Origin of the sequence: Nostoc sp. ATCC 53789 (assembly GCF_009873495.1) — a bacterium.
In the GTDB taxonomy this organism is placed as follows: Bacteria; Cyanobacteriota; Cyanobacteriia; order Cyanobacteriales; family Nostocaceae; genus Nostoc; species Nostoc muscorum_A.
In genome coordinates this window covers 862,891-882,134 of the sequence record NZ_CP046703.1, presented here as the reverse complement: position 1 = coordinate 882,134, position 19,244 = coordinate 862,891, and the positions used below count along the sequence as shown (strand labels likewise).

The 19,244-nt window shown below is 40.1% G+C and carries 17 protein-coding genes and 3 tRNA genes; 11 read left to right on the top strand and 9 right to left on the bottom strand.

The annotated features are described in order from the left end of the window. Positions 1-106: 106 nt before the first annotated feature. The 3 genes from nifE to nifK all read right to left on the bottom strand — a co-directional run bounded on the left by nifE (position 107) and on the right by nifK (position 3,637). Positions 107-1,489, bottom strand: coding sequence for a nitrogenase iron-molybdenum cofactor biosynthesis protein NifE (gene nifE / locus GJB62_RS03460; protein WP_114083659.1), 1,383 nt, complete (start codon positions 1,487-1,489; stop codon positions 107-109). A 106-nt stretch (positions 1,490-1,595) separates the two neighbouring features. Beyond that, a complete protein-coding gene (locus tag GJB62_RS03455) occupies positions 1,596-1,943 on the bottom strand; it encodes a Mo-dependent nitrogenase C-terminal domain-containing protein (RefSeq protein ID WP_114083660.1) in 348 nt (115 codons plus the stop codon). Positions 1,944-2,101: 158 nt separating this feature from the next. Continuing rightward, the gene (nifK, locus tag GJB62_RS03450; protein WP_114083661.1) at positions 2,102-3,637 is read right to left on the bottom strand and encodes a nitrogenase molybdenum-iron protein subunit beta; all 1,536 of its coding nucleotides are present in this window, start codon (positions 3,635-3,637) and stop codon (positions 2,102-2,104) included. A gap of 477 nt (positions 3,638-4,114) precedes the next feature. Here nifK and GJB62_RS03440 point away from each other — a divergent pair, with 477 nt between their 5' ends. From GJB62_RS03440 to GJB62_RS03425, 4 genes are all read left to right on the top strand, one after another. After that, positions 4,115-5,533 (top strand): site-specific integrase, encoded by a 1,419-nt coding sequence (locus tag GJB62_RS03440; protein WP_181852888.1) that lies wholly within the window; start codon positions 4,115-4,117, stop codon positions 5,531-5,533. Between the two features lie 85 nt (positions 5,534-5,618). Beyond that, a complete protein-coding gene (locus GJB62_RS03435) occupies positions 5,619-5,903 on the top strand; it encodes a DUF433 domain-containing protein (protein ID WP_114083663.1) in 285 nt (94 codons plus the stop codon). After that, on the top strand, positions 5,900-6,082 hold the full coding sequence (locus GJB62_RS37345; protein ID WP_245246087.1) for a DUF5615 family PIN-like protein: 183 nt from the start codon (positions 5,900-5,902) through the stop codon (positions 6,080-6,082). Before GJB62_RS03435 ends, GJB62_RS37345 begins: the two co-directional genes overlap by 4 nt. Before the next feature lie 209 nt (positions 6,083-6,291). Beyond that, a complete protein-coding gene (locus GJB62_RS03425) occupies positions 6,292-6,756 on the top strand; it encodes an SMI1/KNR4 family protein (RefSeq protein ID WP_114083664.1) in 465 nt (154 codons plus the stop codon). A gap of 234 nt (positions 6,757-6,990) precedes the next feature. Here the strand turns inward: GJB62_RS03425 and GJB62_RS03420 are convergent, their stop codons facing one another. Beyond that, a complete protein-coding gene (locus GJB62_RS03420; protein WP_114083665.1) occupies positions 6,991-7,530 on the bottom strand; it encodes a DUF2267 domain-containing protein in 540 nt (179 codons plus the stop codon). A 295-nt stretch (positions 7,531-7,825) separates the two neighbouring features. On the opposite strand from GJB62_RS03420, the gene GJB62_RS03415 reads away from it, so the two are divergent. After that, positions 7,826-8,623, top strand: a complete 798-nt coding sequence (locus tag GJB62_RS03415; protein WP_114083666.1) for a dienelactone hydrolase family protein — start codon at positions 7,826-7,828, stop codon at positions 8,621-8,623. A gap of 141 nt (positions 8,624-8,764) precedes the next feature. Here the strand turns inward: GJB62_RS03415 and GJB62_RS03410 are convergent, their stop codons facing one another. The 5 genes from GJB62_RS03410 to GJB62_RS03385 form a co-directional block, all read right to left on the bottom strand. Further along, positions 8,765-9,541 (bottom strand): methyltransferase domain-containing protein, encoded by a 777-nt coding sequence (locus tag GJB62_RS03410; RefSeq protein ID WP_245246086.1) that lies wholly within the window; start codon positions 9,539-9,541, stop codon positions 8,765-8,767. After that, positions 9,528-10,145 carry an ATP-binding protein gene (locus GJB62_RS03405; RefSeq protein WP_245246085.1) on the bottom strand — a complete coding sequence of 206 codons (618 nt, stop codon included), beginning with the start codon at positions 10,143-10,145 and terminating at the stop codon, positions 9,528-9,530. Before GJB62_RS03405 ends, GJB62_RS03410 begins: the two co-directional genes overlap by 14 nt. A 233-nt stretch (positions 10,146-10,378) precedes the next feature. Next, positions 10,379-10,801, bottom strand: coding sequence for a hypothetical protein (locus tag GJB62_RS03400; protein WP_114083667.1), 423 nt, complete (start codon positions 10,799-10,801; stop codon positions 10,379-10,381). Between the two features lie 922 nt (positions 10,802-11,723). Further along, a complete protein-coding gene (locus GJB62_RS03390) occupies positions 11,724-12,680 on the bottom strand; it encodes an orange carotenoid protein N-terminal domain-containing protein (protein ID WP_114083668.1) in 957 nt (318 codons plus the stop codon). 612 nt (positions 12,681-13,292) lie between these two features. After that, on the bottom strand, positions 13,293-13,958 hold the full coding sequence (locus GJB62_RS03385) for a TraX family protein (RefSeq protein ID WP_114083669.1): 666 nt from the start codon (positions 13,956-13,958) through the stop codon (positions 13,293-13,295). A gap of 166 nt (positions 13,959-14,124) precedes the next feature. Between GJB62_RS03385 and GJB62_RS03380 the strand changes: the two genes are divergently transcribed. The 6 genes from GJB62_RS03380 to GJB62_RS03355 all read left to right on the top strand — a co-directional run bounded on the left by GJB62_RS03380 (position 14,125) and on the right by GJB62_RS03355 (position 19,242). After that, positions 14,125-14,703 carry a hypothetical protein gene (locus tag GJB62_RS03380; protein WP_114083670.1) on the top strand — a complete coding sequence of 193 codons (579 nt, stop codon included), beginning with the start codon at positions 14,125-14,127 and terminating at the stop codon, positions 14,701-14,703. 444 nt (positions 14,704-15,147) lie between these two features. Beyond that, positions 15,148-15,223 (top strand) — tRNA-Met (locus tag GJB62_RS03375). After that, positions 15,223-15,297, top strand: a tRNA-Met gene (locus GJB62_RS03370). Before GJB62_RS03375 ends, GJB62_RS03370 begins: the two co-directional genes overlap by 1 nt. 398 nt (positions 15,298-15,695) lie before the next feature. Then, positions 15,696-16,790, top strand: coding sequence for a reverse transcriptase family protein (locus GJB62_RS03365; protein WP_114083671.1), 1,095 nt, complete (start codon positions 15,696-15,698; stop codon positions 16,788-16,790). A 228-nt stretch (positions 16,791-17,018) separates the two neighbouring features. Beyond that, positions 17,019-17,094 (top strand) — tRNA-Ile (locus tag GJB62_RS03360). Positions 17,095-17,718: 624 nt separating this feature from the next. Further along, on the top strand, positions 17,719-19,242 hold the full coding sequence (locus tag GJB62_RS03355; RefSeq protein WP_181852893.1) for a slipin family protein: 1,524 nt from the start codon (positions 17,719-17,721) through the stop codon (positions 19,240-19,242). The last annotated feature ends 2 nt before the right edge of the window (positions 19,243-19,244 follow it).

Sequence of the window (19,244 nt, the reverse complement as noted above, 5' to 3'; positions counted from 1 at the left end):
TTGAAAAATGATTTTTTTGAACCACAGAGTACGCAGAGGGCACAGAGAGAAAAAGATGAGAATTTGGTGTTGTCACCAAAGGATCTAGGAACGTTGCGATCGCCATTTAAACTTCCTCCTCTTCTTCCCAAGGAGCGGGTTTGCGTATTTGTTCCCAAATCGGGCTATACAAAGCTTCGTACAGTTCCCGCGCCATCTCAATCATTCCCACATAACCTGCATAAGGATGGTGGCGTTCTTGGTTGATATCAAGGAAAGGAATTCGAGCTTTCAAAGCTGTGTATTGGTTACGTCCACCAGCAATCAGCATATCTGCGCGAGTGTCTTTAACCAGTTGTAGCAATTCTTGAGCGTTGCCTTTCTCTAGCATGATGCCATCGTTGCCAATCAACTTCTTGATTTTGGCTTTATCTTCTTCAGTACTTTTGCGAGTACTGGTAGCAACAACTTCAATGCCTAAGTCTCTAGCAGCCGAAATAATCGACCAACTCTTAACACCACCAGTATATAAGACAACCCGCTTACCTTTGAGTCGAGCGCGATAAGGAGCTAATGCCAAATCTAAAGCAGCCGTTTCTTCTGCAATTAGTTTTTCTGTCCGCTCCTGTAAATCAGCGTCGCCTAATTTAGCGGCGATGTTTCGCAGACAGCGATTCATATCATCGATGCCGTAGAAAGACTCTTCAATGTAGGGGATGTTGTAACGCTCCTCCATCTTTCTCGCCATATTCAGCAACGCTCGTGAGCAGATCATGACGTTGAGCTTGGCGCGGTGGGCGTAGCGAATTTCATTGTAGCGAGCATCGCCCGTAATTTTAGACAAAATACGGATGCCTAATTTTTCTAGCAGTGGTGTTACTCCCCACATTTCACCGGCGATGTTGTATTCACCGATTAAGTTAATATCATAGGGCGTTGTATGTTCCGGTTCTGCTGTTCCGACAACATATTCTAATAAAGATTCACCGCCAAAACGGTTGCCCAAATTTTTACTGCCAATGAATCCTGGAGCAATGACGGGAACAACAGGAGTACCAATTTTCTCAGCCGCAGCTTTGCAGACAGCATCGATATCATCGCCAATTAGGGCTGTAACGCAAGTGGCATAGACGAATACTGCTGCTGGTTGGTAGCGCTCGTGAAGTTCCAGAATCGCTTTGTAAAGCTTCTTTTCGCCGCCGAAGATGACATCATTTTCACCCAAGTCAGTCGTAAAGCCCATTTTGTAGAGTTGAGGGCCAGACGACAGACTACCACGACTGCCCCAGGAATTACCAGCACAGGCGATCGGCCCGTGGACTAGATGCGCTGCATCTGCGATCGGCACTAGAGCAATCATTGCACCATCAAAGGCACAGCCCCCTTGAGCCGCGCCAGGTTGTGCCTGTTGAGCGCATGATTTGTTTTTCTTTTCCGCTTGTTTGTGCTGATTATGTTCGCATCCTGTCTCAGTCAGCAGCTCGTTGATTTTACCTTGGGTGCTTTTCATCTCTCTTCTCTTAATTGTTAATTGTCCTTTGTCATTTGTCATTTGTCCTTTGAATAACTAACAACTAATGACTAATAACTAATGACTAATGACCAATGACCAATGACTAACAAATGTATCTTGTGACATCCTCTCCACAGACATCAGCGAGGTAAGATAGAGCGCGGAAACGCAATCCTACAAATTCGTCATATAAAGGATTGAGTTTACATAGTGGTGGAATATCAATAGACTTCCCAAATAATTTAATTTGTCGCTCAAAGGGACAACAACAAGGAATTGTTTGGCAAATTAGATGAGCGAAGCGATTATTTTTAACCTGAATTTCATCCACCACACGCCGCAACGGATTAAGAAGATTGTTGAACCACCCTCGTTTTTTCTGGTTAGGTGGATGGTAATTAGGATGAGGATGAGTGTGAGTATGTTCGTGAGTATGATTGATGGTTTCCATTGATCAATTCCTTGGGTAAATGCTATCAAGAAAAAGGGGAGTTGGGGATGGGAATTGGGGATTGGGCATTGGGTTTGGATATTTCCCTATTCCCTATTCCCTATTCCCTACTCCCCTTCTTTACCCTTTAATTAACACGTTGTGTTTCTACGCAATTTCTAACGAATCAAGTCGTAGGAAATATCTGTCTTAGAAGGAATGTTGGTGTTGCGATCGATTTCTTCAAACAGGGTGTTTACAGTCCAGTTGAGGAGGTTGATCACGCCTTGATAACCAATGGTGGCATAGCGGTGTAGGTGGTGGCGATCCATGATGGGGTAGCCGATTCTCACGAGGGGAATCTTGGTGTCGCGCCACAGGTACTTACCGTATGTGTTACCAACTAAGAAGTCTACTGGTTCGGTGAACAACAGTGAACGCATGTGCCACAAGTCCTTACCAGGCCAAACAGTTGCATGTTGACCGAAGGGGCTAGAAGCAAGCAGTTCTTTCATTTCTGCTTCAAATACTTCGTTGCTGTTGTGAACCAAGACATGCACAGGTTCAGCACCCATTTCTAGCATAAAGCCAACTACGCTGTATACTAAATCTGGTTCGCCGTAGATAGCGAAGCGCTTGCCGTGAATCCATGAATGGGAGTCAGTCATGGCATCAACTGCACGACCACGTTCGATTTCCAATTCTTCAGGAATGGGGATACCGCTCAATTCGCTGAGTTTCATCAAGAACTCATCAGTACCCTTAATGCCCCAAGGACGGGAAACTGAGGTTGGTTGCTTCCATTCTTTTTCGATGTACTCGCGGGTTTTGGGGGTAGAGTGTGCTTGCAGTGCGATCGTAGCTTTCGCATTGATTGAATCTGCTGCATCTTCTAGCTTTGTTCCACCTGGGTACATATCGAATTCACCTGTGTTGGGTGAATCCAAGTAGTCGCTGTTGTCGGCTAGAATTGTGTAGTCAAAGCCGAACAAAGAAGCAATCCGCTTGATTTCGCGGTTGTTGCCTACATAGGTGTCAAAACCTGGAATGAAGTTGATTTTACCATTGCTGGTTTCTTTCTTATGACCTGCGGTCAAGTTAGAAAGAATTCCCTTCATCATGTTGTCGTAACCAGTGATGTGGGAACCGACAAAGCTAGGGGTGTGAGCGTAAGGTACTGGGAAATCTTGAGGAACTGAACCAGCTTGCTTAGAGTTGTTGATGAAGGCTTGTAAGTCATCACCAATTACTTCTGCCATACAGGTGGTGCAGACAGCAATCATCTTAGGCTTGTACAGTTGGTAAGAGTTCGCCAACCCGTCAATCATGTTTTGCAGACCACCAAACACGGCTGCATCTTCAGTCATTGAAGAAGATACACCAGAGAATGGTTCTTTGTAGTGACGGGTTAAGTGGGTGCGGAAGTAAGCAACGCAACCTTGAGAACCTTGAACGAAAGGTAGAGTACCTTCAAAACCAACAGCAGCAAAAATTGCTCCTAGTGGTTGACAGCCTTTAGCAGGGTTAACGGTTAAAGCTTCACGAGCGAAGTTCTTTTCACGATAATCCCAACCCTTTGTCCACTCTGAAACCCGTTTTACTTCTTCGGGATCGTGACCATTTTCAAACTGCTTTTTGTTTTCAAATAGCTGTTGGTACTCAGGTTGGTGGAATAACTCGACGTGATCTTGAATTTTTTCTGGATTCTGAGGCATTTCTTCTGGACTCCAAGGTTACTGAATTCTTTTACTGATTGAGGCGGGAGTGGGGAGTAGGGAGTGGGAATATGATTCAAAATTCAAAATGCAAAAATCAAAATAAATTTTTAATCTTTCAATTTTGAATTTTGGATTCCCAACTCCCCCTGGGGTTTTAGCCCCAGGTTATCCTTACTTATCTCTCTCTCCCATTTCCCTAAACGGCAGCCTTAGCCTTAGCTTCAGCCTTCTTAGCCTGAGCTTTTTCATTCCAAGGAGCGCCAATTAATCCCCAGGTTGGGCTGTTGAGTGCTAAGTCCATGTCACGTGCGAAGATGGCAAAGCCGTCATAACCGTGATAAGGGCCGGAGTAATCCTTTTTGTGGTTTAATTCTTTTAAATAGCCTAATGTTTGCAGTAAACAGTGTCTATTCTAAACATTGTTCGCTGATAACACATTTATTTTTAGGCTAAATATAGGCTAAAAACACAGCGATGCATAATCAGGGTCAAGACAAGTATCAACAAGCTTTTGCAGACTTAGAGCCTGTTTCATCTACCGATGGCAGTTTTCTTGGCTCAAGTCTGCAAGCACAGCAGCAAAAAGAACACATGAGAACGAAAGTACTACTAGAATTAGAGAAAGTTAATCTGCGTTTGAAGTCTGCAAAGGCAAAGGTGACAATTAGAGAATCGAATGGAAGTCTGCAATTACGGGCGACGTTACCAATTAAACCTGGAGACAAAGATAGTAATGGTACTGGGAGAAAGCAATACAATCTCAGTTTAAATATTCCCTCTAACTTAGATGGACTCAAAACGGCTGAGGAAGAAGCCTATGAATTAGGGAAGTTAATCGCTCGTAAAACGTTTGAATGGAATGATAAATATTTAGGTAATGAGGCAATTAAAAAAGAATTTAAGACTATAGAAGAATTACTTGAGGAATTTGAGAATGAGTATTTTAAAACTCATAAACGAACTACTAAAAGCGAGCATACTTTTTTTTATTACTTTTCCCGAACAAAGAGATTTACGAATCCTAAAGATTTGGCAACTGCTGAAAATCTGATCAGTTCAATTGAACAAATCGATAAGGAATGGTCTAAGTATAATGCAGCTAGGGCGATCGCAGCATTTTGCATGACATTTAAAATCGACATCGATTTATCTAAATATTCCAAAATGCCGGAGAATAATTCCCGCAATATACCTACAGATGCGGAAATATATGATGGAATTCTCAAGTTTGAAGATTACCTAAATAATAGAGGTAATCAAGTTAATCAAAATCTTCAAGATAGCTGGCAACTTTGGCGCTGGACGTATGGAATGTTAGCAGTTTTTGGTTTGCGTCCACGAGAACTTTTTATTAATCCTGATATTGATTGGTGGTTGAGTCAAGAAAATGTAGATTTGACATGGAAAGTTCATAAGGATTCTAAGACTGGTGAGAGACAAGCATTGCCATTACATAGACAATGGATTGAGGATTTTGATTTGAGAAATCCAAAATATTTAGAGATGTTGAGAAGTGCGATCGCTAAAAAAGATAACACTAATCATGCTGAGATAACGGCGTTAACACAGCGAGTTAGTTGGTGGTTTCGCAAGATAGGATTGGACTTTAAACCTTATGATTTACGCCACGCTTGGGCAATTCGGGCGCATATTTTGGGAATTCCAATTAAAGCGGCGGCGGATAATTTGGGGCATAGTGTGCAAGTTCACACGCAAACTTATCAGCGTTGGTTCTCGCTAGATATGCGGAAGTTAGCGATTAATCAGGCTTTGAGTAAGAGGAATGAAGTTGAGTTGATTAGGGAGGAGAATGCAAAGTTGAGGATGGAGAATGACAAGTTGAGATTGGAGATTGAGAAGTTGAAAATGGAAATGGTTTATAAACAAAGTTAAATTTACTGATAAATCATACCAAATTTAGAGAATTTGCTATGATTTATGGGTGAAAAATCATCCAAATAAACCCATTAAGATATTTATGTCGGCTACTGATATTGGAACACTGATTGTTAAGTCACCTGAAACTCTAGGGGGTCGTCCTCGCATTGCTGGTACTAGAGTTTCTGTTCAACGCATTACAGCTTGGTATAAACTTGGGCTGAATGCAGAAGAAATTGCTGAACGCATGGGAAATGTAAATCTTACACAAGTCTATGCTGCTCTAACTTATTATCACGCTAATCGAGAGGAAATTGAGGCATATATTTTTGCTGAAAGAGCAGATTACAAGCGATTAGCTACAGAAATGGGGCAAGCAATATGAGTCTAATTCGATTATTTATTGATGAAGACTCAATGGATCAGCGATTTATCAAAGCATTGAGAGCAAGGGGAGTGGACGTTACAAGTGTTGGTGAAGTTGAAACGATTAGTTCTAGCGATAAGGAACAACTGACTTTAGCAACTGAACTGCAAAGAGTTTTATACATTCAATGTTGGTGATTTTTGTCAGTTACACAGCATCCACATACAAGAGAAAAGAAGTCATGCAGGGATTATAATTTCATCGCAGGATTACTCGATTGGTGAACAAATGCGAAGAGTACTCAAGCTGATGGCAGCTAAGTCAGCCGAAGAGATGATAAATCAATTGGTATTTCTCGGTAATTACGCTGGAGAACTATAAATACAGTTAATATACATAAAAATATATGTCTGCTTTAACTGAAGCTCTTGAGTTTGTTGGTGATTGGGTACAGCAATATATGTCAAATCATCCTGCTGCAATGAACCGAGGATTAAGCCGTGATGCAATTGAGGCAAAAGCTAAAGAACTTCCTTTTTATTTACCAGAAGAAATTTATGAACTTTATCAATGGAAAAACGGTGGTGTAAATCCTTTTCTTCCTCATCCCGATGCTTGGGATCTTGCCACATTCTTCTCATTGGAAGAAGCAATTAGTATTGCTCAAGATTGGAAAGGTTCTTTTCATTTGTTTTCCCTTTTCATGGTCGAGGATGGTGGATATTTTTTTGTGGGAACGCAGGAAAAATGTCAAACTGCTCCAATTTATTGCAACGATATTCCTGAAGAAGTGGTTGAAAGAGAGCCAAACTATCCCAGTTTGACTAGTATGGTGCAAGAGTTGGTTGAGGAGTTGAGAAGCAGAAGTTAACTCTGTATTGCTAACTGCGATCGCATCCCTATTCTAAATTCACCAAGTTCATCTGTCAAATATTATTTTGTCACAGAATTGGTTATGAGCGAGGGAGTGCTTAAGCAAGATATTGCGATCGCATATCATGCACCTCATGGCAGTATACAGAGTTTGCTGTAGGCTAAACCTATTGAAAAAGTCTGTTTGCGATCGCTACTCGCAAACAGACTTAACTTTTTCTAGCTTTCTAATTTAAGCTTGCTCCCAAAGCTCACGGATACGGTCAGGAAGCCAGCCAGCAATTTCCTGAATCCGCTCTTGGGAAAGTTCGTCTTTGGTAGCAGAAAATACCGCTTTAACTGCCTGTTCTGCGTCAACTGTTCCTGGAATCCCTCCTTCATTAGCAACCCGCCGCAGAAATAGATTGGAATCAATTCCAATGGGAGCCGGGCCTCTTAAAGGTTGACGGATTCGACTTAAAAATCTCACAATGGGGTTAGTGTCTTTCCAGAGTTCAGCCACTTCAAACTGGAGTGCTTTTTCATCTGTAGGCACAGCCTCTGTATGCAGTTCTGACTCGACGCGATCGCTTGCTTCTGTGGTCATTAAGTCGCGCATGACGCGAAACACAACTTCGGTAAAGTCTCTTGCATCATACAAATCCGCAAATCCGCTTTTAACCATAACCTTTTCAAGAAAGGAGTGATGTTCATCAGCGATCGCAGTTCGAGTATCTTCAATCTCTGTTGGGTCAACTTCTGGAATATTTGTTCTAAAACTTTGATCTGGCATTGTTTTTCTTGGGGTTATTAATTTTGAGTGTTTATGCTGACTTTATATGTAAGGTCGCACAAATCAAAAAGCCTTGGAATCTTCCAGAAGTTTGAGATGACATCTATTCAAAAGTTAGAAATTTTTCTAATCTGTATTTAGATACGTAGCACTGTTATGTCTCTACAAAGGTTCTGGATAACGCATATTTGATTTAACCCGATGCTTATTAAGTAGAGAAATATTGTAGACATCGCCCATTGGTGTCAAAAAACGTCAGAATACATGAGTTGGTATAAAAGCAGCCGAAACAAATATGGTAGAAACAACAAACATCGAAATTAATACTGCAAAAGTCAAAGTACCGAACAATGACTTGGAAATCGATGCTTACTTAGCTCAACCAGCAGAAAATGGAACTTTTGGAGCGGTTATAGTTTTTCCAGAAATTTTTGGAATCAATAGTAATATTCGAGATATCACCGAACTAATCGCTAAACAAGGTTATGTAGCAATCGCCCCGGCGATGTATCAACGTATTGCTCCTGGTTTTGAGGCTGACTTTAGCGCTGAAGATGTTGGGTTTAGTCCAGAAAGCTATAGGTTGGGGTTGGAATACTATCAAAAAGTAAAGTATCAAGATATTTTAAGTGATATTCAAGCTACCATTACTTACCTTAAAACTTTACCCAATGTCAAAGATGATGCGATCGGTGTCATTGGTTTCTGTTTTGGTGGTCATGTTGCTTACATCGCTGCGACTTTCCCTGATATCAAAGCAACAGCTTCGTTTTACGGTGCTGGGATTACCACGTCTAGTTATGGCGAAGAGACTCCAACTATTAATCGCATCTCGGAAATTCAAGGTACTATTTATGCCTTTTTTGGTACAAGAGATACATTAATTTCCCAAGCGGAAACCGAGCAAATTGAGGCAGAATTAAAGAAACATCAAATAAATAATCGTGTATTTCGATACGATGCCGGACATGGCTTCTTTGCCGGATTTTTCAAAGACAAGTACCCATTTATGGAACAACACCCAAGTTACAATCCTGAAGCTGCTCCTGATGCTTGGCAACATGTTATAGAACTGTTTCAAAATCACTTGTGATATGGTTACAAGCTAATCAATCTTCCTTTAAAAATGTTCGTAGTCGGGACTTTAGTCCTGATTTTGTTCGTATAGCGTCTCGTAGAGAGGACTAAAGTCCTCACTACAAAACAAAATTACAAGACTGCGATTCTATTGCTTTTAACCTTTTAAGTTTTTCAGCAGTAATTGACAACCACATAAAAACGGATTTGGATTTTCGATGCGATCGTCTACAAGCACTTCAATAGGAAGCTTGCTATTGTAAATCAATTCGTCATAATCCATCAACGCATCCCACTTAATTTTGCCAGTGGGGAAGCCTAGTTGTGAACTACCATCAGCAATTAACTCTTGCCATTTTTGAATCTCTGGATCTTGCGATTTGCAGTAATCGAGAATGGCAATCAATGCACCAGGTTTAGTAACTCGTAGGATTTCTTTAAGAGCAAGAACTGGATCTTCAACGACACAGAGGGTAAATCCCGATGCTGCTGCATCAAAGCTATTATCAGGAAAATCAAGATTGCAGAGATCCGATACCTTGAAGGTGATGTCTGCGGATACGCGCTTTTTACGTGCTTCATCCATCATCTTCTCAGAAAAATCAATACCCACAACACTTACCCCTTCCGGATAAGCTGAAAGATTAAGACCTGTTCCTACCGCAGCATCCAGCACGGTTTGTCCTGGCTGAAGCTGCAAAGAAGCAATTAAGGGTTCACGTTCAATGTGCCAATAACGCTTCATAATTGCGTCATAATCTACCGCCCCGCGATCGTAGGTTTCAATTACCTGATTTATCTGCATAGGTTCCTTAATAAATAGAACTACTGACTTCAAGCATCTATCTGATGTATCATAATATTTATAAAGCTTGACTACCGTAATTGTCACTAAGTAACTTGGTAATTCCAAATTAGTGTTAAACCACTTCATCAACCTTTAGCTGGAAAGGAATCTGAATGATAAACTCGGTTCCTTTTCCAGGAGTTGAGAAACACTCTAGTTTGCCGCCATGTTTTTCTGTGATGATTTGGTAGCTGATGGACATACCCATTCCAGTTCCTTTGCCAATGGGTTTGGTAGTGAAAAAAGGATCGAATATTCGTTGCTGAAATTCTTTAGATATACCGACTCCGTTATCAGCGATCGCTATTTCTAACCACGTTAAATTAATTACAGATGTGCGAATCTGAATTCGACTAGGATTTTCCTCAATTTCCTGATAGGTACGCTTAATATTATTTTCTTCTAATGCATCAACCGCATTTACTAAAATATTCATAAATACCTGGTTGAGTTGTCCGGCATAGCATTCTACTAGAGGTATAGTGCCGTAGTCTTTAATCACCTCAATTTCAGGTTGTTCTGGTTTAGCTTTGAGGCGGTGCTGCAAAATCATCAAGGTACTGTCGATGGAGGTTGTGCTAATTTGATTTGCTTCTATAATTCCCAAGATGCCCACATACTCACTTTTGTTTAGTTTTTTTAGTCTAGTTACCGGGTTAAGCGCTAGCTTTACCCAGATAGGACATGACACGCTGATTAATTCATAAGGATATACAGGTTCAGTACATTTAGCGTAATTGTGAATGCGATCGCTTAGTAGTACTGCTACGTCTCTTTTTCAAAGAGCAATGTCTACGACAAACTGCTTCTCTACATTCGCGCAGCGTGTCGCAGACAGAGGCTTTGCGTAGCTTGCTTCGACCTAAGAGTATGCATTTACGCAATTATTTAAACTAGACCAAATTTTGAGTAATAGCACACATACTAACTTGTTGCTGCTGTCTTTCCATTCTTGCTTTCCACACTGGCAACAAATGACGGTTGCTCATTACTAGGAGTTAGCGACTCGCCTCGCAATCCCTTACGACGCTGGCTTTTAGGGACTCCTCCCGCCATACCGTATTCCACACTGCTTTTGCCATACCGAGTCCCAACTGCCATTAACATGTGTTCTGTCATATCTCCCAACTTGTCTTCTGTTTCCAGCATTTCACGGTACAATTTATCCAAGCTGGAAAGGGCACTGTTATATGCATTTTCTCTAGTTCGCATCATTTCGATCAGGGTTGAGAAGGCAGGTAAAGTGAGTCCATTGCCTAAATCTAAACTTGGATCAATTGAATTTATGCTAGCTGCACGACGCACTGCTCTTTCTAACACTGCGGAAGTTCTTTTTCTCCTAGCCATGATCTACACCTTGTAATACAGTACGGTTAATATTCTTTACCTTAAAGAACTTCCGTACTGATCAGCCTGAGAGAATTCTGGCAAATCTGCAATAGCTTTTGTTACATAGAGATAATTACAACAGATTGCGCGAACTACTTAAATGAGAAAGCAAACTGGGGTTTGAGTAAGTAAAAGCTGCTTTTGCTTGCGGAAAACACCAAAATCAGAAAGCAAACTGGGGTTTGAATAAGTAAAAGCTGCTTTTGCTTGCGGAAAACACCAAAATCAGAAAGCAAACTGGGGTTTGAATAAGTAAAAGCTGCTTTTGCTTGCGGAAAACACCAAAATCAGAAAGCAAACTGGGGTTTGAATAAGTAAAAGCTGCTTTTGCTTGCGGAAAACACCAAAATCAGAAAGCAAACTGGGGTTTGAATAAGTAAAAGCTGCTTTTGCTAACTAAATTTGACTTTATCTATATTTTTGGGCTGCCATGACCAGTTATGATTATCGTGATGGTAGTGCGATCGCAAAACATAGTGCCTAAAGGGAGCAATCCCAACAACTGCTAGAAATTGCTAAAACATGACTAAAGCTCGGTTTACCTAAAACCGAGCATGGATTGAAATTTTATTTGATGATCGTCATGACGCTTAGAGGATATTTGAAAAGTTCTTAAACCTCGTCTACCTTGAGAACTATAGTTTTGTAGGTTGGGTGCAGCGATAGCGTAACCCAACATAAAATTTGGTGGTAATGTTGGGTTGCGTTTCACTTCACCCAACCTACATATCGCAGTTCTGCATAGGTTAAAGACAACGCCAAACTAGGGTTTTAACTATGTAATAAGATGCAATGCTTTCCTAACAATGAGAGCAAAAAACCCTTTTACAACATCATCTTAAACAATTACAATTGCTTTTGGTATTAAGGCAAAGGAATTTTACTTGCGAGTTAGGTTAAGCAGTTCTTTAGGAGAAGCAAGTAAATCAATAGCCACGAAATAAATTTGACCTTGAGGATCGAGTAAAAATCGCCAAGCAATGTTCATCCCAACATTACCTCCAAACCAAGGAGTTTCGACCGTACCAGTAATTTTATGCTGTGTATAACCATCTTCGATAGTTTCCGAAACGCCTTTAGTTGGCTTCATCACTAACCCTTGTCCCTCATCTCTTAGGTAAGAAGTGATAGCTTCTCGGCCAACAATTGGTTTTTGAAAAGGTGGTTGCAGCGCACCATTATTAGCAAATAAAGCAACAGCAGCTTCAAAGTTATCTGCATTCATAGCTTCAATGTATTTCAGCACTGTTGGTTCTGTAACTCCCTCAATAGTAAATTGGGGACTTACAGATGCACGTGGGAAATTAAAGTTTATTTGTGCTTGTTTTTTATCAGCCAGAGACGGATCGAACCCCATATTTACTACAGTATTGCGTAGTACAGTAATTTGCTGACTCTGATCGATTTTCTGAACAGCTTCTAGCACTGCTTTAACTTGAGTTGACATTTGATAGCCAACTGGCATCGGAGCTACAATACCCTGTTTCATCCACTCTCCTAATTGCCACCAAAATCCCAGCTTGGCGTTGACACCAAAATATGCATAAGAACGACTAATAGGAGTGTCAGCATTACTCGCTAAATCTCTCATTAATTGCGTTTGCTCTTCATGAGACATCTGCTTAATTTCGTTGAATATACCTTCCATTAATTGGAGATTTGCTTTTCCGGGAGCAGCTGGAGTAATTGTACGACCTAGTTCAGCGTAGGCATACCAGAGAAATGCCAACTGATCATCAATGTTGAGTTCAGCAAACATTGCTGTAGTGGCTGGAACAGCATCTGCCACTTGAGTGCTAGAGAAAATGTTGCGTGCAGACTCGATAGTATAATTCATGCTTGTTACCTTAAAGATTTACCTGTTGAATAGTTACTTTCGGCTACATTTTGTAGCTTGGAAGATAAATATAGGGCTTTTTTTTGAATGACATAATTATCCCTAGATATCTAAATCCAAATTATTATGATTCACTACTCTTACATCATAGCTGGTAAACGTTAACAAAAGACTAAGATTTATCTAATGAATATCATTGAATTAAATGTATATACTATTATTTTTTAAATTTATAGGTTTATATTTTTTTTGAGGAAAGTATCTCCCTCTAAAGTAAGATATTAATGATTTAAGATTGCTATAGCATCTATAGCAATCCTAAATCATTGGCGAAAATCCCTCTTTATTTTCTCTGCGTTCTCTACACCACTGTAGTAGCCAAGCGCAACCCAAAAAAGCCCCGTAAATGTTGAGTTTCGTTCCTCAAACGCCACTTGCTTCTCCCTTGGCGCTAGCTTCTCACGAATGGGAGAAGCTAGCGCCAAGGGAGACATGACATATATTTAATATTTGAACGAACAAATTAAGTACAGATCAAAGGGGTTTCTTGACTATTGCCTCTTGCCTCCTACGCAAATAATTATGGTTACGCTCCCGTGAGGGATACAAAAATTAAAGCGGATTGCTATATCTGGAATGTATTAAATAATTTATTATGCCTAAAATAATTAAATGAGCCGGGTAGAACAGATAAAACCATCTAGCTCGTGGGCCTTGTTTACCATTGAATTGAAAAACAATGAATCCTGCAAGAATTGCCCAATGTTGAAATATATTACCTATAAATAGAGTTACTAAAATAAAGTTAAAAATGCACCAGCAGAGCAACCATACCCTAGGTTTGAGTTTGTCAGTTAGAGACATCAAGAAAATTACTCCAATCCCATAAGCTCCATATTCAACACCCAAACTCTCGGCAACTGCTGCACTCAATCCAGTAATTATTAATTGCTGCCATAATTGTGAATAATGCCTTACTAAGCGTAACATCACAAGTCCAAGAACAAGCGTGTAGAGAATATTAAGTGATAAACTCTGGAAAACAACACTATAGATAGGCTGAGATATAATTGCTGTAATTAATAGTCTGCTCCCATAGCGGTATACATTTTGGGTATGTTTTTCACCTTTAGCCAAAAGCCATGCAAACAGGGGAAAACTCAATCGTCCAATAAAGTGCAAAATTCTGAACTCAGGCATTAGCAAATAGCACACATGATCCATAACCATGAATACTGCGGCTAAGATTTTAATACTAAAAGCTGAAACTTTAATCACAACGTTACAGTTACCTTGGATTCCTTGATATAAAATCCCTAAAATCTTATTAATTTAATATAAGAGTTATTCAAAATCCTAGCAATTTGATAACATTAACAAAAAGAGCAATGTCTACAATGGGCTATTCCACATTGCTCTCTTTAGCAGGAAATGCAGAAACCCTATGGCAAAGCGTAAAAAAAGCAATCTTCAGTGGATAAAAGAAACGCTTGAATTAAAACCTGACCATCGTTGGGAATCTCCATCAGGTTACAAAATATTTGTAGCAGATAGAGGCGCTGTTCGCTTCAATGTTCCCCAGGATTGGATTCTTGAGCCACAAGACAAATCTTTCAAATTCCTCGATAAAAAGCCGCCTAACGATGATTGCTGTCTAGAAGTATCTTTCAATCGTCTGCCACCCAATGACTGGAGCCAGTTTCCACTAAAATCTACATTAAAAAAAGTCCTGGAAGACGACAGTCGCAACGTCATTGCTAGGGGAGAAATTGTTACCATCAAGCGCCAAACTGCCAGAATTGTCTGGACAGAGATGAAGTTTATTGATGTTCAAGAAGAACCACGGGAAGCTTTTTCGCGGACTTGCATTGGTTTGGGGTCGAATGTTCAATGCTTAATTACATTCGATTATTGGGCAGATCAAGCAGAACAATTAATACCCGTTTGGGATGAAGCGATGCGTAGTCTCACACTAGGGTTGTATATCCGTGACCCAATGACTGGTCTAGCTTTCCCAGACTGAGTTACAAGAATAAATCGTAAGCATCTATTAAATTGAGGCGTAGGCGTAACCCAGCACAGACATTGTATTGGAGGTAACTTGTAGGGCGGGCATCTTGCCTGCCCCAAAAAACAAGGGACGGGTAAGATAGGCTTCATTTGTAATTCAAATCTTAAAACCCTAACATTAGAGATTACTTAAGTCATAATTCAATAATTACTTTTATTGCTAGTTCATAGCTGTTTTAACTCATATCCTTATAAACATCAGACATCAAGCAGATTAAAGTTTATTGAACTTTAATGATGTAGTTTACCAAAGGAGATTTAGTAATGAATACCTGTGCTACATTTGGAGCGGGATAGTAACAAAGTTACAAAGCTATAGTTTAGGTTCTATAAGCCTAACTGGTGCGCCAACTTCTGTTATAAGCGTATGCCGCAGAGTGCTTTAAACTATACCATCGTTTGATTAGCTCAGTTGGTAGAGCGATCGACTCATAATCGAAAGGTCACAGGTTCGATTCCTGTATCAAACTCCAGGAAGTTAGCTCACTGGTAGAGCAATCGACTCATAATCGATGTGTTGTAGGTTCGATTCCTATACTTTCACCCAACCCTGTCCGGGTTAAAAGACACTACCCTGTAAAGGTAGCCAATATGGTACGGATCTTAACAGATTCCAGACCCCCTCATTTTCTCAACTCTGCGGTGTAAGTGTTCTGCTGTCGGTCATTACTCGTAAGGGTGATGTTCGGTAGCCACAGTCAAGGAGCAAGCGCAACTGCATTTCTCCCTAACTTGAGTATGTTCCTTCGTTTTCTACATCTAGTTTTTCTTCGAGATTCTAGATTAGCAACCGAACGGCATATTTGAGCGCGGTTCTCTTTTTGTAGATTGCTATTGAGCAGTCGAAGAAAAGTAACAGCAATCTTAATCCAGCTTTGGAGAAGCTTTTGCCCACACCTAAACTGTAAACACTTGCACTTGCAGAGTTAAAAAATATTTTGCATTATGTACAGCAAAAATCTAACCACTACCCCATTAGCAACTGAAAGCAATCTAAAAAAGTTGCAACCTGATAATTTAGCACTTTTGCGATGGCTACGCCCGCCGCAGGCATCGCATAGTTTAGCTGAATACAATACTGCCGAAGAAATAGCCTTGGCGATGGGGATAAGCCTGGAAAAACTGCACTTTTTAACAACTAGTACATCCCAAACTAGACATTACCTCCCTTTCAAAATCTCAAAAAAGACAGGTGGAGACAGAATTATTTCTGCACCAAAGCCGGAACTGAAAGCTGCTCAAAGGTGGATTTTAGAGAATATTTTAGATAAATTAGAAATTCATAATGCAGCGCACGGCTTTTGTAAAAATCGTTCGATAGTCACCAATGCTAAACCCCATGTTGGTGCAAATGTAATAGTCAATATTGATTTAAAGAATTTTTTTCAGTCAATTTCTTACAACCGCGTCAAAGAATTATTTTCTGGGTTTGGTTATTCAGAATCTACGGCGACAATTTTCGGGTTGATTTGTACAACTGCTGAAATAGCAATAAATGGACAAATTAACTATACAGCTTCAGAAAACCGCCATTTACCTCAAGGTTCGCCTGCAAGTCCCGCTATTTCTAATCTAGTTTGCCGTAATCTCGATAGTCATCTTACTGCGATCGCTGAAAATCTTGGGTTTTGCTATACGCGGTACGCTGACGATTTAACATTTTCTGCTTCTGAGGATGTATCATCAAAAATATCTAATTTAATTAAAAATACTAAATTTATTATTACTAGTGACGGTTTTACTGTTAATGATGATAAAACCAAGATTTCCGGTAAATCAGTGCAGCAAGAAGTAACAGGTGTTATTGTAAATACACAATTAAATATATCTAAAAAGACATTAAAAGCCTTTCGTGCAACTCTATATCAAATTGAACAAGAAGGTTTATCAGGAAAAACTTGGGGAAAATCAACTAATTTAATTGCCGCAATTACCGGGTTTGCAAATTATGTAGCAATGATTAACCCGAACAAAGGTGCAGAATTTAAATCAAGCGTGGAACGCATCAAGCAGAAATATGGTGACTCTCAAACTGATTAAGTACCTTTTTAAAGCTGCTTATTTTGCGAGGAAAGACTCATTTAGGTGTACCTCAGCCAAAAATAGCCAGTGCGAATGGAATTCACTCTTTTAACTTTTTTCCTGTGCTAGATTTGAACCGGGATAGTAACAAAGTCATAAAGCTGTAGTTTGGGTTCTGTATACCCGACTGGTACGCTAACCTCTGGTAATAGCGTATACCGCTCAATACTTTCAACTATTTCACCATGAAAGTTAGCTCATTTGGTAGAGCGGTCGGTGTATCGCCGATTGGTTATAGGTTCGATTCCTATACTTTCACCCAAAAACCCTCGCCCTGGGTACGGGCACCTTGTTAGGGACAAGGCAGCCTTATGGCTACACAAATGTATTGGGTGTTCAAAAAACCTCAATCAAAAAAACTTCTTGTTTTTTCTTGTTTTTCCTACTCTGTCATGCAGGTATTTATAACAGTAAAAGAGCTAGCGCAACTGTATCTCTCCCTAACTTGAGTATGTTCCTTCCTTTTCCTACATCTGGTTTTCCTTTGGGAATTCTGGATTGGCAAAGCGAACGGCATATTTGAGCGCGGTTATCTTTTTTAGATTGCCATTGAGCAATTTGGGAAAAGTAACAGCAATCTTAATCCAGCTTTGGAGAAGCTTTTGTCCGCACCGGAACTGTAAAAACCTGCACTGGCAGAGTAAATAACTTTTTTGTAGTATATAGTAGTACACACTGCTAAAACTAATCTTTTAGCTTTTGTTTAAAGGGTTGTAAAGCCTAAAGAACCTCAAAATGAATTTTGTCTACTCTAGTACTTAAGCTGTGAGATACAGGTGGTATTTGAGTTCAAGCAAGGTTATAAATGTGTTGATCAAATCTTCTTAGCTAGTTGCAATCGTCTAGCTTACTTAAACTATCACACAAATTATTTATGCAAATTACTATGTGGCAAACGTTTTATATCAAACCTAACGAAATGGGCATCTTATATCACCGCAGTGACTTTAAGAAAATTTTGCAGCCCGGTACACACACATATTTTGGTCGCCATTGGCAAGTAAAAATTTATGACCTGAATCAGCCATTAGCTCAAATTGAAAACCTAGAACTGTTGTTGCGAAATCATGAAGCCGAACTACAAGAACATTTATTGATTATCAGAACCGCATTCAACCAAGTTGCGTTAGTCCGCTATGGTCAGAATTGGGTAAGCGTTGCACCAAATAAATTGATTGCTTTTTGGCGTGGTTTTATTGAGGTAGAGTCTCATCTATTCAACTTGGAGGAAAGCTTAGAATTGCCTGCTTCCTTTGTACAGCAATTGCGCTCAGTTGCGTTGAATGGACTGAAAAAGCTCCAAATCTCGGAGTCTGAGATTGGTTTACTATATCTGCAAAACAATTTTGTGCGACCTCTAGAACCAGGAGAGTATGCTTTTTGGTCGGTAGATAGAGATGTTACAGTCCGAATTCTCAGCCGGATTATCCCTAATCCAGACTTTCCCCTAGAAGATGTACTCATTGAAAAACATCCCGACTTTATTGCTGCTTACTGTGAAACCGTGCAATTACAGACTTCGCAAGTTGCAATTGTGCGATATAGAGGGAAAGTGATTTCTATTTTGCCACCCACCAGCCGCAAGTTATTTTGGCAAGGTATTGCAGTAGAAATTCTCGACATCAGCGCAGATGCTCAGTTACAGCCTAACTTAGTGGCTGAATTAGTTGAAGGTTCAACAGAAGTTAAATTGCTCAGTCGCAACTGTTTGCATATTTGCCAAGTGCCAGCACAACACGTAGGACTAGTATACATTAATCAAGAATTTCAAGGACTGCGATCGCCAGGGGTACATGCTTGGTGGTTATTTGGCCGCTCTTTTCAAACTGAAACCATTGACCTGCGACTCCAAAATATGGAAGTATCCGGTCAAGACATCCTCTCTAAAGATAAAGTACCTCTGCGGTTGAATTTAACTGCTGGCTTCCGCATCCAAGACCCATTGAGAGCAAAAAATGGGTTGTCAGATATTTCCGGCTTCTTGTACAAAGAATTACAGTTTGCTTTGCGTGGTGCAGTCGGCGAACGTAACTTAGATGGCTTATTAGAAGATAAAGGTGCAATTGATAGAAGTATCTCTGAATACATTCGCCAGAAAGCCGCAGACTATGGAATTGAAGTAGATTCTGTAGGTGTCAAAGATATTATTTTACCTGGTGAGATTAAGACTATCTTGAGCAAGGTAGTCGAGGCAGAAAAAGCCGCTCAAGCCAACGTAGTCAGACGTAGAGAAGAAACTGCTGCTACTCGCAGTATGTTAAACACTGCCAAAGTCATGGAGGATAACCCGGTTGCATTACGTTTGAAGGAACTGGAAGTATTAGAGCGGATTGCAGAGAAGATCGATCGAATTCAAGTTAACGGTAGCTTAGATAGTATTTTAACAGACTTGATTCGGATGAATCCGTAGCG